Origin of the sequence: Mycobacterium colombiense (assembly GCF_001665835.1) — a bacterium.
Classification (GTDB): Bacteria; Actinomycetota; Actinomycetes; order Mycobacteriales; family Mycobacteriaceae; genus Mycobacterium; species Mycobacterium colombiense_A.
Map to the genome: position 1 here is coordinate 34,050 of NZ_LZSX01000034.1, position 13,949 is coordinate 47,998.

Annotated in this window: 12 protein-coding genes; 2 read left to right on the plus strand and 10 right to left on the minus strand. The window is 69.2% G+C overall.

What is annotated here, in order from left to right:
* Positions 1-39 precede the first annotated feature (39 nt).
* The 5 genes from pgl to tkt are packed head-to-tail and all read right to left on the minus strand — an operon-like array spanning position 40 to position 6,533.
* The gene (gene pgl / locus A5760_RS07815) at positions 40-795 is read right to left on the minus strand and encodes a 6-phosphogluconolactonase (RefSeq protein WP_064879365.1); all 756 of its coding nucleotides are present in this window, start codon (positions 793-795) and stop codon (positions 40-42) included.
* Positions 792-1,703 carry a glucose-6-phosphate dehydrogenase assembly protein OpcA gene (gene opcA / locus A5760_RS07820; protein WP_064879366.1) on the minus strand — a complete coding sequence of 304 codons (912 nt, stop codon included), beginning with the start codon at positions 1,701-1,703 and terminating at the stop codon, positions 792-794. Before opcA ends, pgl begins: the two co-directional genes overlap by 4 nt.
* Before the next feature lie 51 nt (positions 1,704-1,754).
* Positions 1,755-3,299: a glucose-6-phosphate dehydrogenase gene (gene zwf / locus A5760_RS07825; RefSeq protein WP_064879368.1), complete on the minus strand. Its 1,545-nt coding sequence runs from the start codon at positions 3,297-3,299 to the stop codon at positions 1,755-1,757.
* Positions 3,296-4,417 (minus strand): transaldolase, encoded by a 1,122-nt coding sequence (tal, locus tag A5760_RS07830; RefSeq protein WP_064879370.1) that lies wholly within the window; start codon positions 4,415-4,417, stop codon positions 3,296-3,298. Before tal ends, zwf begins: the two co-directional genes overlap by 4 nt.
* 16 nt (positions 4,418-4,433) lie before the next feature.
* A complete protein-coding gene (gene tkt / locus A5760_RS07835) occupies positions 4,434-6,533 on the minus strand; it encodes a transketolase (RefSeq protein ID WP_064879372.1) in 2,100 nt (699 codons plus the stop codon).
* Between the two features lie 255 nt (positions 6,534-6,788).
* Between tkt and A5760_RS07840 the strand changes: the two genes are divergently transcribed.
* Complete coding sequence (locus tag A5760_RS07840) at positions 6,789-7,715, plus strand: heme o synthase (RefSeq protein ID WP_064879374.1); 927 nt, start codon at positions 6,789-6,791, stop codon at positions 7,713-7,715.
* Positions 7,716-7,795: 80 nt separating this feature from the next.
* Here A5760_RS07840 and A5760_RS07845 read toward each other — a convergent pair whose 3' ends face one another.
* Positions 7,796-8,770, minus strand: coding sequence for a quinone oxidoreductase family protein (locus A5760_RS07845; protein WP_064879377.1), 975 nt, complete (start codon positions 8,768-8,770; stop codon positions 7,796-7,798).
* A gap of 19 nt (positions 8,771-8,789) precedes the next feature.
* On the opposite strand from A5760_RS07845, the gene A5760_RS07850 reads away from it, so the two are divergent.
* Positions 8,790-9,455, plus strand: coding sequence for a hypothetical protein (locus tag A5760_RS07850; RefSeq protein WP_064879378.1), 666 nt, complete (start codon positions 8,790-8,792; stop codon positions 9,453-9,455).
* On the opposite strand, the gene A5760_RS07855 is transcribed toward A5760_RS07850, so the two are convergent.
* From A5760_RS07855 to mptB, 4 genes are all read right to left on the minus strand, one after another.
* Positions 9,405-10,334, minus strand: coding sequence for a COX15/CtaA family protein (locus A5760_RS07855; RefSeq protein ID WP_196772026.1), 930 nt, complete (start codon positions 10,332-10,334; stop codon positions 9,405-9,407). The two genes, A5760_RS07850 and A5760_RS07855, sit on opposite strands and share 51 nt — an antisense overlap.
* 83 nt (positions 10,335-10,417) lie before the next feature.
* Positions 10,418-11,128, minus strand: coding sequence for an ABC transporter permease (locus tag A5760_RS07860; protein WP_231122577.1), 711 nt, complete (start codon positions 11,126-11,128; stop codon positions 10,418-10,420).
* Positions 11,129-11,205: 77 nt separating this feature from the next.
* Positions 11,206-12,177, minus strand: a complete 972-nt coding sequence (locus A5760_RS07865; RefSeq protein WP_196772023.1) for an ABC transporter ATP-binding protein — start codon at positions 12,175-12,177, stop codon at positions 11,206-11,208.
* Complete coding sequence (gene mptB, locus A5760_RS07870; RefSeq protein WP_064879384.1) at positions 12,174-13,880, minus strand: polyprenol phosphomannose-dependent alpha 1,6 mannosyltransferase MptB; 1,707 nt, start codon at positions 13,878-13,880, stop codon at positions 12,174-12,176. The genes A5760_RS07865 and mptB overlap by 4 nt, the downstream gene beginning before the upstream one ends.
* Positions 13,881-13,949 lie beyond the last annotated feature (69 nt).

Below are 13,949 nucleotides of genomic sequence, written 5' to 3' on the forward strand. Positions count from 1 at the left end.
GAAAGCGCTAGCTGATGCGCTAGCGCGTTTCAGAACTGGTCACGCTACGCCGGATGGGTTCGACGGCAGCTTGGCCGCGGCGTCCTCGTCGAGCAGCCACAGCGTGGTGTCCAGCCCGACCGCCCCGGCGGCCGGCACCGAGACCGGTGCGGCGCCACCGACTGCGGCGGCCACCGCGTCGGCCTTGCCGCCGCCGGTCACCAGCAGCCACACCTCGCGCGACCGTGCAATGGCGGGCAGCGTCAAGGTGATTCGTTGCGGCGGCGGCTTGGGGGAGTCGTCGACCGACACCACCATGCGGGCGGTTTCGAGCACCGCCGGGGTGTCAGGGAACAGCGAGTTGATGTGGCCCTCGGGTCCCATGCCCAGCAGGTGCACGTCGAAATTCGGAACCGGCTCGCCGGGCGCGGCGTTGGCGGCAAGCAACTGCTCGTAGGACAGCGCCGCCGCGGCGAGGTCGCTGCCGAACTCCCCGTCACTGGCCGGCATCGGGTGCACCTGGCTGGACGGGATGTCGACGTGGGAGAGCAACGCGGCGCGGGCCTGCTTTTCGTTGCGCTCGTCGTCGTCCTCGGGGACGTAGCGTTCGTCGCCCCAGAACAGATGCACCTTCGACCAGTCGATCTCGCGTCCCACCAACGACTTCAACAGCCCGATGCCGTTGCCGCCGCCGGTCAGCACGATGAGCGCTCGGCCCCGCGCCGCCACGGCGTTCGCGATGGTGTCGGTCAGCCGGGTCGCGGCGGCGTCGACCAGGGTCTGGCCGTCCGGGAAAACTTCGATGTCGGTGCTCACACGTATTGCACTTTCTCAATGCCCTCGAGCGCTGATTGGTATATCTCGTCGGCATCCAGTCGGCGCAGGTCTTCGGCGAGGCATTCACCGGTTTCCCTGCGCGCCAAGGGGAGTAGGGCGTCCGGCCGGGACGTCCGGCTCAACGTGGCCGTCCTTCCTTCCTGCGGGCGGCTCAAGACGATGGTCTCGCTCTTGCGCACCAGTTCGATCTTGAGCTCGCCGACCGCCCGGCGCACCGGGCCGTCGATCCGGCTGGCCAGCCACCCCGCCAGGACGTCCAGGGCGGGCTCGGTTGCCAGACCGGACACCAGCGCCGACTCGATCGGTTCGTGCGGCGTCAGGTCGACTGCCGAGGTGAGCAGCGCGCGCCAGTAGGTGATCCGCGCCCAGGCGAGGTCGGTGTCGCCCGCGGTGTATCCGGGCAGCCGGCTCTTGATGGCCGCCAACGGGTCGATCCCGTTCGTCGCGTCGGTGATGCGCCGAATCGCCAACCGGCCCAACGGATCTTGCGCGGGGACCGCCGGCGCGACATCGGGCCACCAGGCCACCACCGGGATGTCGGGCAGCAGGAAGGGGGTGACCACGCTGGCCGCGTGGCCGGACAGCGCGCCGGACAGCCGCAGCACCACGACTTCGCTGGCGCCGGTGTCCCCGCCGGCGCGCAGCTGCGCGTCCAGGCGCGGTTTGTCCGCATACGGATTGCCCCGCATCGTCACGATGATCCGGCTGGGGTGTTCGTGGCTGGCGTTGTTGGCCGCTTTCAGCGATTCTTCGAGGATCTCCTCGCTGTCCGGCGCGATGATCAGGGTCAGCACCCGGCCCATCGCGACGGCACCGACCCTTTCACGCAGGTCGTCGAGCTTCTTGTTGACCGCCGTGGTGGTGGTGTCCGCCATATCAATGATCACGGGCGCCGCTCCTCCTCATCGCTGCGCTCTGCATCGTCACGGCGCGGATCATCAGGGCCGCCGCCATTCCCGGCCGGTGCGGTGCAGCATCTCGAAGGCGGAATCCGGGCCCCAGGTGCCCGCATCGTACGGTTCGGGTTTACCACCGGACGCCCAGTTATCGAGCACGGGATCGAGTATGTCCCAGGCCAATTCGACCTCTTCGTTGACTGGGAACAGCGACGGTTCGCCCAGCAGCACGTCGAGGATCAGCTGTTCGTAGGCTTCTGGAGATTCCTCGGCGAACGCCGAGCCGTAGGAGAAGTCCATGTTGACGTCGCGGACTTCCATCGCGGTGCCGGGCACCTTGGAGCCGAACCGCAGCGTGACGCCTTCGTCGGGCTGCACCCGGATCACCATGGCATTGGCGCCCAGCTCGTCGGTCATGGTCGCGTCGAACGGCAGGTGCGGTGCACGCTTGAAGATCAGGGCGATCTCGGTCACCCTGCGGCCCAAGCGTTTTCCGGTGCGCAGGTAGAAGGGCACCCCGGCCCAGCGGCGGGTGTCCACCTCGAGCGTGATGGCGGCGAACGTCTCGGTGGTCGAGTCCTTGGCGAACCCTTCCTCGTCGAGCAGCCCGACGACCTTCTCGCCGCCCTGCCAGCCCGCGGTGTACTGCCCGCGGCTGGTGGTCTCGTCGAGCGGCTCGGCGAGCTGGGTGGCCGAGAGGACCTTGATCTTCTCGGCCTGTAGCGCCGACGGGCTGAAGCTGACCGGCTCCTCCATCGCGGTCAGGGCCAGCAGCTGCATCAGGTGGTTCTGGATGACGTCGCGCGCGGCACCGATGCCGTCGTAGTAGCCGGCCCGGCCGCCCAGACCGATGTCCTCGGCCATGGTGATCTGCACGTGGTCGACGTAGTGCGCGTTCCAGATCGGATCGAACAACTGGTTGGCGAACCGCAGCGCCAGGATGTTGCGGACCGTCTCCTTGCCCAGGTAGTGGTCGATCCGGAACACCGATTCCTCCGGAAAGACCGTGTTGACAGCCTTGTTCAGGGCCTGCGCGCTCTCCAGGTCGTGACCGAACGGCTTCTCGATGACCACCCGGCTCCACCGCTCGCCCTGCGGGCGCGCCAAGCCGGACTTGTGCAACTGCTCGCACACCACCGGGAAGGACTTGGGCGGGATGGCCAGATAGAAGGCGTGGTTGCCGCCGGTGCCGCGCTCGGCGTCCAGCTTGTCCAGGGTCTCGGCCAGCCGGCCGAACGCCTCGTCATCATCGAAAGCGCCTGGCACGAAACGGAATCCCTCGGCCAGCCGATCCCAGTTCTCCTGCCGGAAGGGGGTGCGGCAGTGCTCCTTGACGGCCTCGTGCACCACCTTGCCGAAATCCTGCGTGCTCCAATCCCGGCGGGCGAAGCCCACCAAGGAGAAGCTGGGCGGCAGCAGCCCGCGATTGGCCAGGTCGTAGATCGCCGGCATGACCTTCTTGCGGGCCAGGTCGCCGGTGACGCCGAAGATCACCATCCCGCACGGCCCCGCGATCCGCGGGAGCCGCTTGTCGCGCTTGTCCCGTAACGGGTTATGCCATTGTTGCGCGGAGCGGGCTGGGCTCATTTCGAGGCGGAACCCAGCTGCTTCTGTGTTTCCTCCAGCAGCTCGGTCCACGAATCCACGAACTTCTCGACGCCCTCGTTCTCCAGCACCACGAACACATCCGGCAGGTCGATCCCGACCGCCGACAGCTTGTCGAACACCTGCTGGGCGTCGCCGGCGGTGCCAGAGACCGTGTCGCCCTTGATCTCGCCGTGATCGGCGACGGCGTCAATGGTCTTCTCCGGCATAGTGTTCACCGTGTTGGGCGCCACCAGTTCGGTGACATAGAGGGTGTCGGAGTAGTCGGGGTTCTTGACGCCGGTGGACGCCCACAGCGGACGCTGCACGCGGGCCCCGTCGGCCTTGAGTGACTCGTAGCGGTCGCCACCCTCGAACACCTCCTGGTAGGCCGCGTAGGCCAGCCGGGCATTTGCCACGCCGGCCTGCCCGCGCAGCGCGAGCGCGTCCTCGCTGCCGATCTTCTCCAGCCGCTTGTCGATCTCGGTGTCCACCCGGGAAACGAAAAATGAAGCCACCGAATGGATCTTGGACAGGTCGTGTCCGGCCTCGCGGGCCTTCTCCAGGCCGGCCAGGTAGGCGTCCATCACGGCCCGGTGCCGTTCGACGGAGAAGATCAGCGTGACGTTGACCGAAATCCCTTCGGCCAGAACGGCGGTGATGGCCGGGATGCCGGCCTTGGTGGCCGGGATCTTGATGAACAGGTTCGGCCGGTCGACGATCTTCCACAGCTCGACGGCCTGCGCGACGGTCTTGTCGGTCTCGGCCGCCAGGCGCGGGTCGACCTCGATGGACACCCGGCCGTCCACGCCGTCGGAGGCTTCCCACTCACGCTTGAGCACGTCGCACGCGTTGCGGACGTCGTCGGTGGTGACGGTGCGGATGGTGGCGTCGACGTCGGCGCCGCGCTCGGCCAGCTCGGCGACCTGGCCGTCGTAGGAATCGCCCTCCGCCAACGCTTTCTGGAAGATCGACGGGTTGGTGGTCACCCCGACGACGCTCTTGGTGTCGATCAGCTCCTGCAGGTTGCCGGACTGCAGCCGCTGACGCGACAGGTCGTCAAGCCAGACGGATACGCCGGCGGCGGACAGCGCCGCCAGATTCGGGTTCTGAGCGGTCATGTGAATTACCCTTTCCTCAGTTATCCACTACTTGTTCCGCGGCGGCCGCGACGGCTTCGGCGGTGAAGCCGAATTCACGGAATAAGGTTTTGTAGTCGGCGGATTCGCCGTAGTGCTCGATCGAAACGATCTTGCCGGTGTCACCGACCAGCTTGTGCCAGCTCTGCGCGACGCCGGCCTCGACGGCCACCCTGGCCGAGACGGTCGGCGGCAGCACGCTGTCGCGGTAGTCGTAGGGCTGGGACTCGAACCATTCGACGCACGGCATGGAGACCACCCGCGCCACAATGTCCTTGTCCGCCAACAACTTCTGCGCCTCGACCGCCAGCTGGACCTCCGAGCCGGTGGCGATCAGCACCACGTCGGGGTCTTGGTCCGCGTCCTCGCCGTCCGAGCCCAGGATGTAACCGCCCCGGGCCACGCCGTCGGCGCTGGTGCCCTCGAGCACCGGCACGCCCTGCCGGGTCAGGATCAGCCCCACCGGTCCGCTGCCGTTGCCGCGGGCCAGGATCGTGCGCCACGCGTGGGCGGTCTCGTTGGCGTCGGCCGGGCGCACCACCGAAAGCTTCGGGATGGCGCGCAACGCCGCGAGGTGCTCGATCGGCTGGTGTGTCGGGCCGTCCTCGCCGAGTCCGATGGAATCGTGCGTCCACACATAGATGGTGTCGATGTCCATCAGCGAGGCCAGCCGGACCGCCGGGCGCATGTAGTCGGAGAACTGCAGGAAGGTGCCGCCGTAGGCCCGGGTGGGACCGTGCAGCACGATGCCGGACAGGATCGCGCCCATCGCGTGCTCGCGCACACCGAAGTGCAGCGTGCGCCCGTACCAGTCCGCCGTGTAGTCCTTGGTCGAAATCGACGGCGGCCCAAAGGATTTGACGTTGTCCATGGTGGTGTTGTTGCTGCCCGCCAGGTCGGCCGAGCCGCCCCACAACTCGGGCAGCTTCGGGCCGATGGCGTTGAGCACCTTGCCGGACGCGGCGCGGGTGGCCAGGGCCTTGTCGCCCGGATTCCACACCGGGATGTCGGCGTCCCAGCCGTCCGGCAGCTCCTCGGCGGTCAACCGGTCCAGCAGCGCCTTGCGCTCGGGTTGGCCCTGCGCCCAGGCGTCGAAATCCGCCTGCCACTTCTCGTGGGCTTCCTTGCCGCGGTCCACCAGCTTGCGGGTGTGGGCGAGCACCTCGTCGCGCACCTCGAACTTCTTGTCCGGGTCGAAGCCGAGGATCTCCTTGACGGCGGCGACTTCCTCGTCGCCCAGGGCCGCGCCGTGCGCCTTACCGGTGTTCATCAGCTTGGGGGCGGGGTAGCCGATGATGGTGCGCAGCGAGATGAACGACGGCCGGTCGGTGGCAGCCTTGGCCTTGGCGATGGCCTCCTCGATCGCGACGACGTTCTCGCCGCCCTCGATCTCCTGCACGTGCCAACCGTAGGCCCGATACCGCGCGGCGGTGTCCTCGCACAGCGCGATGTCGGTGTCGTCCTCGATCGAGATCTCGTTGTGGTCGTAGAAGACGATGAGGTTGCCCAGCTGCTGCACGGCCGCCAGCGACGAGGCCTCCGAGCTGACGCCCTCTTCGATGTCGCCGTCGGAGGCGATCACGTAGATGAAGTGGTCGAACGGGCTGGTGCCCGGGGCCGCGTCGGGATCGAACAGGCCGCGCTCGTAGCGGGCGGCCATCGCCATGCCCACCGCCGACGCCAGGCCCTGCCCGAGCGGGCCGGTAGTGATCTCAACGCCCTTGGTGTGCCGGAACTCCGGATGCCCGGGGGTCTTGGAGCCCCAGGTGCGCAGGGACTCGATGTCGGAGAGCTCCAAGCCGAAACCACCCAGATACAGCTGCAGGTACAGCGTCAGGCTGCTGTGCCCGCAGGACAGGACGAACCGGTCGCGGCCCAACCAGTGGGTGTCGCTGGGGTCGTGGCGCATCGTGCGCTGAAACAAGGTGTACGCCAGGGGCGCAAGGCTCATCGCCGTCCCGGGGTGGCCGTTGCCGACCTTTTGCACCGCGTCCGCGGCCAGCACCCGGATGGTGTCGACGGCGGCCGAGTCGAGTTCGGACCAGTCGTCGGGGAGGTGCGGTTGGGTCAGCGTAGAGATCTCTTCGAGTGTCGTCACAGACGTTGTCCTTGGGTCATCGAGCTGATCAATCCCACCCTAGTGCGGGAGGGCCGGCTCTTGCAGCGCAGGATTTCGGGTACCCGCGGCCGGCAGGTGTGAAAATTACGCGCCCGTCGAAAGCGCTTAACATTCAGTTCGGGAATCTGGGAAAAATCTGCGGGAATGGACCCGCGGGCGGGCCATCGCCACAACGCGGTCTACCATCGTGTGTAGTAGATGCTGCGCGCCGCTGCGACCCCAAGGAGTAATTGCGTGAGCGTTCGCGGGCGCGCCGCGCCGAGCCAATTGCCAAGCCGAATACAAGCCACGGTGCTGGCTTATCTGGCGCTGACCAAGCCGCGGGTCATTGAACTGCTGCTCGTCACCGCCATCCCGGCGATGCTGCTGGCACAGCGCGGCACCGTGAACCCGCTGCTGATCGTCAACACCCTGATCGGCGGGATGCTGGCCGCCGGCGGCGCCAACACTCTGAACTGTGTGGCCGACGCGGACATCGACAAGGTGATGAAGCGCACTGCGCGGCGGCCGCTGGCCCGCGCGGCGGTGCCCACGCGCAACGCCCTGGTGCTCGGCCTGGTGCTGACGGTGGCCTCGTTCGTCTGGCTCTGGTGGACGACGAACCTGTTGTCCGGGCTGCTGGCGCTGGCGACGATCGCGTTCTACGTCTTCGTCTACACGTTGCTGCTCAAGCGCCGGACCTCGCAGAACGTGGTGTGGGGCGGCGCGGCCGGCTGCATGCCGGTGATGATCGGCTGGTCGGCCGTCACCGGCACCATTCAATGGCCCGCGCTGGTGATGTTCGCCATCATTTTCTTCTGGACGCCGCCGCACACCTGGGCGCTGGCGATGCGCTACAAGGACGACTACAAGGCGGCGGGCGTGCCGATGCTGCCGGCCGTGGCGACCGAGCGTCAGGTGACCAAGCAGATCCTGATCTACACCTGGCTGACGGTGCTGGCCACGCTGGCGCTGGCGCTGGCGACGGGGTGGCTGTACGCCGCCGTTGCCGTGGTCGCCGGGGTGTGGTTCCTGGCGATGGCCCACCAGCTCTACGCCGGCGTCCGCGCCGGCGAGCCGGTCAAGCCGCTGCGGCTGTTCCTGCAGTCGAACAACTACCTGGCCGTCGTGTTCTGCGCGTTGGCGGTCGACTCGGCCATCGCGCTGCCGCACCTGTTCTGACTTTCGACCACCTGACGCCTGGGCCCTACGTACCGTCTTTGGCTCGAATCCGTCCTCAGGCGCCACACTCGACAACCCGGCTAGGGCAGCAGCACGATCGAGCCCGCCGTCTTGCGGCCCTGCAGATCCCGGTGGGCGCGGGCGGCCTCGGCCAGCGGGTAGCGCCCACCGACCTCGACGGTGATGTCGCCGCCGGCGATCGCGGCGAACAATTCCTCTGCCCGCCAACTGAATTCCTGACCGGTACGCACGAAGTGCGCCAGCGACGGCCGCGTCAAGAACACCGAGCCGGCGGCGTTGAGGCGCTGCGGGTCGAACGGGGGAACAGGCCCGCTGGCCGCGCCGAACAGCGCCAGCGTGCCCCGGATGGCCAGGCTGGCCAGGCTGGCTTCGAAGGTGGTCGCGCCGACGCCGTCGTACACCGCGGCCACGCCGGCGCCGTCGGTCAACGAGCGAATCCGCTCGCCGAACGCTTTCGCGTCCTCGGGGTAGGGGAGCACCTCGTCGGCGCCCGCCTGCCGGGACAGCCGCTCCTTGTCCGCGGTGGAAACCGTGGTGATCACCCGCACACCGAGCAGGCGGGCCCACTGCGTCAGGATCAGGCCGACGCCGCCCGCGCCGGCGTGCACCAGCACCGTGTCACCCGCCTGCACCGGATACACCGACTTCAGCAGGTAATGCGCGGTCAATCCCTTCAGCAGCGCCGAGGCCGCCACGTCGGCCGTCACGCCGTCGGGCACCTCAGCCGTCAAATGTGCTGGGGCCGTGGCATATTCGGCATATCCGCCAGACGCCGCGGCGCTGACCACGCGGTCGCCGACGCGCAACCCGTCGACGCCGTCGCCGAGGGATTCGATGGTGCCGGCCAATTCCGAGCCGAGGACGAACGGCAATTCCCGCGGGTACTGCCCGGAGCGGAAGTAGGTGTCGATGTAGTTGACGCCGACGGCCTCGGCCTTGATCAGCACCTCGCCCGGCCCGGGCGCGGGCGTGGTCGTGTCCACGTAGCGCAGCACCTCGGGGCCGCCGGTCTCGCTGACTTCGATTGCGTGCATCTGCTTATCATGCCCGGGCATGAAACTCGCTCGCCCGGACGTCTTCCATCCCCGCATCGTGCTGGCGGGGGCGGGCGACGGCGCTGCCCGAAAGGCCGATGACGACGGTCTGGTGGGCGTGCTGCGGCGCCGCGGCCTGCACGCGCGCTGGCTGTCCTGGGACGATCCGGACACCGCCGGCGCGGATCTGGTGATACTGCGGGACGTCGCGGGCATCCCGGATCGGCGCGACGAATTCCTGGCCTGGACCCGGCGGATTCGCCACCTGCTCAACCCGCCCGGCGCGGTGGCTTGGAACCTCGATGAGCGGTATTTGCGTGACCTCGAGCACGACGGGGTGCCGACGGCCGATCCGGGCGCACCGCCCGACGCGTCGTTGGTCTTCCTGGGCGGCGAGCGGTCGCACGCCTGGCCGGTCGAGCCGGAATTCGAGTCGTGGGACCTCGGCCACGCCGCGCTCGCCGCGGCCGCCAAGCGCTCCGGCATCGCCGCCCGGGAGCTGCTCTGCGCGCGGGTCGACGTGGCCGGCGAACGGCTGGTAGGGCTCGACCTGGTCGCACCGTCACTGGGCTGGCGCCGGCTGGACACCGCGGCCCGCGACCTCGCGCAGCGCCGCTTCGCCCTGGCGGTGGAGTCAGCCTGCGAGCGGCTCGGGCTCGGCCCGCTCTCGCATCGACGCCCATAGCGCCGCGGTGGCCGCCGTGCACGCCGCGGCCCCGGCCACGTGCAGTGCAACCAGCACGGCGGGAACCCCGGTGTAGTACTGCGCAATGCCGACGGCGGCCTGCGCGAACACCAGCACCAGCAGCACCGCGAGGCGCAGCCGCACGGGACGGGCGGCGCGCACCGCCAGCAGCCCGAAGCCCAGGCCCACCAGCAGCGCGAAATAGGCGATCAGCAGCGACGAGTGCATGTGCACCAGGGTGTCGACCTCGACCTTCAGCCGCGGCACCGTCCGGGTGGGGCTGCGATCACCCGCGTGCGGGCCGGCGGCCGTCACCAGCGTGCCGGTGACCAGCACCGCGACCAGGTCCAGGCCGGACAGCGCGGTCAGCGCGCGCAGCGGCCTGACCACCCGCTCGCGAACCAGCCCCTCGTCGGGCTCGCCGACCTTCACGTAGAGCAGCACGGCCAGCCACACCATCGTCATCGACGTCAGCAGGTGGATGGCCACCGTCCACCACAGCAGCCCGGTGCGCACGGTGATGCCGCCGATCACTGCCTGCACGACGGTGGACACCGGCATCAGCCAGGCGTAGACCAGCACCTCGCGACGCCGCCGTGCCCGGGTCACGGCCAGCACGGCCAGCGCCGCGGTGATCACCACCGCGAAGGTGACCATTCGATTGCCGAATTCGACGGCCTGGTGGATGCGCGGCACCTCGGTGTGGGCCACCGGAACGAAGCTGCCCGGAAAGCACTGCGGCCAGGTGGGGCAACCCAACCCCGAGGCGGTGACGCGCACGATCGCGCCGGTGATGGCGATGCCGCCCTGGGTGAGGATGACCGCCGCGGCGATCAGGCGCTGCACACCCACGCTGGGGTTGGGGAGCAGGTCCACCAGTCGCAAGAGCGTCCGTCCAAGCACGGCCCGATCCTAAGGCACCCAAAACTACGGGCTGTAGTACGCCCGGTCGCGCACGGAAGTCAGGTGAAGCGGAACCAGCGCAGCGCGCTCAGCGCGCCAACCGCGCCCCACGCCACCAGGACGACGACGCCGAACCAGTCCACCGACATGGTCATCGCCTGCGAGAGCGCCTCGGTGAGCGCGCCGGACGGGGTCAGCCGGGCCGCGAGTTTCACCGCCGCCGGGGTGATCCCGGTTTCCAGGGTCAGCGCGCCCAACCCGGCGAAGACGAACCACAGCAAGTTGGCGACCGCGAGCACGATCTCGGCGCGCAGCGTCCCGCCAAGCAACAACCCCAGCGCCGCGAACACCACGGTGCCCAGCGCGATGACCGCCGCGCCCAGCGCCAGCGCCGGCGGCGTGGGACGCCAGCCCAGCGCAAAACCGATGGCGCCCAATAGGATTGCCTGCAGGAACACCACGGTGACCACGGCCAGGGACTTGCCCGCGATGATGCCCCACACCGGGAGCGGGGTGGCGCCGAGCCGTTTGAGCGCGCCGTAGCGCCGATCGAAGGCGACCGCGATCGCCTGCCCGGTGAACGCCGTCGAGATCACCGCGAGCGCCATGATGACCGGGGTGAAGGTCGCCGCGCGGTGCTGGCCGAACGAACCGAGCGGCAGTAGCGTGAGGCCGACCAGCAGCGTGATCGGGATGAACATGGTCAGCAGCAGCTGTTCGCCGTTGCGCAGCAACAGCTTGAGCTCCAAACCGAATTGCGCGGCAAGCATTTTCGGCACCGCGCTGGGCCGCGGGTCGGGAGCGAAGGTGCCCGCGGGGAACACGCTCGAGTGAATCTCGTTGTCCGTCAAGGCCGTAACTTCCTGCCGGTGAGGTCGAGGAACACATCCTCGAGGCTGCGTTGCTCGACGCGCATGTCGGTGGCCAGCACGTCGATCCGCGCACACCAGGACGTGACGGTCGCCAGCACCTGGGGGTCGACGTGCCCCTCGACCAGGTACTCGCCCGGCGTCACCTCGGTGGCCTTGTAGTCCTCCGGCAGGGCGGCGGACAGCAACGACAGATCGAGGCGCGGCGGTGCGCTGAACCGCAACTGGTCCTTGGCCCCGCTGCGCATCAGCTCGGTGGGCGTGCCGGAGGCCACCGTCGCCCCGTGGTCGATGATCACCAGCCGGTCGGCGAGCTCCTCGGCCTCCTTGAGCTGATGCGTCGTCAGCACCACCGTCACGCCGTCGCGGCGCAGCGCGTCGATCAGTTCCCAGACCAGCAGCCGGGCGTGGGCGTCCATGCCCGCGGTGGGCTCGTCGAGGAACACCAGTTCGGGGCGGCCGACCAGCGCGCACGCCAGCGCCAGCCGCTGCTGCTGGCCGCCGGAGAGCCGCCGGTAGGTGGTGCGGGCGGCGTCGGTGAGGCCCAGCGTGTCCAGCAGCCAGGCCGGGTCCAGCGGGTCGGCGGCGTAGGCGGCCACCAGGTTGAGCATCTCGCCGGCCCGGGCCGCGGGGTAGCCGCCGCCGCCCTGCAGCATCACCCCGATCCGCGGCCGCAGCCGGGCGTTGTCGGCGATCGGGTCCAGGCCGAGCACCTCGATGGTGCCGGCGTCCGGGCGCACGAAGCCCTCGCACATCTCGACCGTCGTCGTCTTGCCGGCGCCGTTGGGGCCGAGCAGGGCCAGCACCTCGGCGGCGTACACCTCGAGATCGAGATTGGAGACGGCCTCGACGGCCGTCGCGCCGGATCCGTATTTCTTGGAGACCCCGCGCAGCCGCACCACTGCGTCAGGGGATTCGCGCGCGTCGCGGACGGGAAAGGCCGAGCTCACGTGGAATCAGCGTAGGCGTCATGTGCCGGCGCCGGGCGGGGGGTCGGCGGAGCCGCCGGCGTTGCCGCCGTGTCGTTGACCGGTTCGCCATTGGATTCAGTGTCCTGGCCCGGCGGGCGGCGCCACGGCAGGCGGGTGTAGGTCAACGCGATGAGCGCGACGACGATGACGGTGCTGGCCAGGGTCGCGTCGATGATCTGGAACAGCGCGAACCGGTCGCCGTTGGCCGTTGGGCCGAAGATCCCGACGACCAGGCTGATGACGATGGCCGCCACCCGGAAGCCGGTCCGGGTCGCCCAGGCGGCCAGCGGAATGATCGCCCACAGCAGATACCAGGGCTGCACGACGGGGAACAGCAGCACCGTGATGCCCAGCGCGACGCCCAGCCCCCCGATCGGGTGCAGCCGGCCGCGGAAGACGGCCAGCAGCAACCAGGCCACCATGACCGTGATGATCAGCACGCCGATCGCACGGGTCAGCCCCAGCACGGCGGTGGTGTGATCGCCCAGGCCCAGCAGGATGCCGACCTGTCCGGTGCCGAGCGCCAGCAGCGTCGGCGGCGACATCCAGCTGCGCACCACGTTGGCGGTGCCCAGCGTGTAAATCCAGCCGAATCCGAGGCCGCTGGCCCAGCCCACCAGCGCCATCACCGCCAGCGACAACGCCGCCATGCCGCCGCCCGTCAGCAGCAGGGCGCGCAGGGTGCCCCCGCAGCGATAGGCCAGCGCCATCGTGACGAAGCCCAGCGCCAGCAGCGACGGCAGCTTCACCTGCGACGACAACACGATCAGCACCGAACCGGCGATCAGCATCCCCAGCGGTTCCCACTCCGGACCCAACCGCTTCCACGACACGGGCAGCAACCGCGGTGCGTCGATGCCGCGCAACGCGAATTCGGCCCCGGCCAGCATCAGGCCCAGCATCAGCGCCTCGTTGTGCGCGCCGGCCACCAGATGCATGATCAGCAGCGGGTTGGCCGCCCCCAGCCACAAAGCGCTGACCTCGGCCACGCCGCAGCGCCGGGCCAGCCGCGGTGTCGCCCAGACGATCAGTCCCACCCCCAGCAGCTCGACCAGCCGGTGGCACAGCACCGCGGCGACGATGTTCTCCCCGGTGATCGCGGAGATGCCGCGCCCGATCCACAAGAACAGCGGCCCATAGGGCGCGGGTGTCTCGCGCCACAGCGTCGGCACCGACAGCGTGAAGATGTGGGACAGGCCCAGGCCCGAGGCCGGGCCCACCCGGTAGGGGTCCAGACCCTCCAGCGAGATCTGGCTCTGCGCCAGATAGGAGTAGACGTCCTTGCTGTACATCGGCGGGGCGATCAACAGGGGCAGGACCCAGAGCAGCAGGGTGCGGTCCAGGTCGCCGCGCGACATCCGCCGGTTTCCCAGCGCGAACCGGCCGAGCATCAACCAGGCCAGCGCCATCATGACCGCACCGGTGGTAGTCATGGTCAACGACACGGTCTGGATGCGCGACGGCAGGTTGAGCAGCCGCACGCCGAACGTGGGGTCCTGCACGACGGGCCGGGCGCCGGCGCCCAGCGCGCCGATCGCCATCACCACGGTGCCGGTCGCGCCGAACAGCCGGATGCGGCGCAGCGCGGTGAGCTCGGTATCGTTCAGCGGCGAACCCACCGCTTGCTCGTCGCCGTGCAGACTGGCGATCGATGAGCTCAGCGTGTGGTGGCGGGCTGCCATCAGAGCAGCGTAGCCGCCGGATGGATAGGGTCACCGCCGCGCCGCGGCTGTGAGCAGCGCAACGCCAGG

Excerpts from the sequence above, each read along its gene's own strand:
- tal (WP_064879370.1), bottom strand. The coding sequence starts at position 4,417 with ATGACCGCTCAGAACCCGAATCTGGCGGCGCTGTCCGCCGCCGGCGTA.
- A5760_RS07850 (WP_064879378.1), top strand. The coding sequence starts at position 8,790 with ATGAAACTCGCTCGCCCGGACGTCTTCCATCCCCGCATCGTGCTGGCG.
- A5760_RS07860 (WP_231122577.1), bottom strand. The coding sequence starts at position 11,128 with ATGCTTGCCGCGCAATTCGGTTTGGAGCTCAAGCTGTTGCTGCGCAAC.
- zwf (WP_064879368.1), bottom strand. The coding sequence starts at position 3,299 with ATGAGCCCAGCCCGCTCCGCGCAACAATGGCATAACCCGTTACGGGAC.
- mptB (WP_064879384.1), bottom strand. The coding sequence starts at position 13,880 with ATGGCAGCCCGCCACCACACGCTGAGCTCATCGATCGCCAGTCTGCAC.
- A5760_RS07845 (WP_064879377.1), bottom strand. The coding sequence starts at position 8,770 with ATGCACGCAATCGAAGTCAGCGAGACCGGCGGCCCCGAGGTGCTGCGC.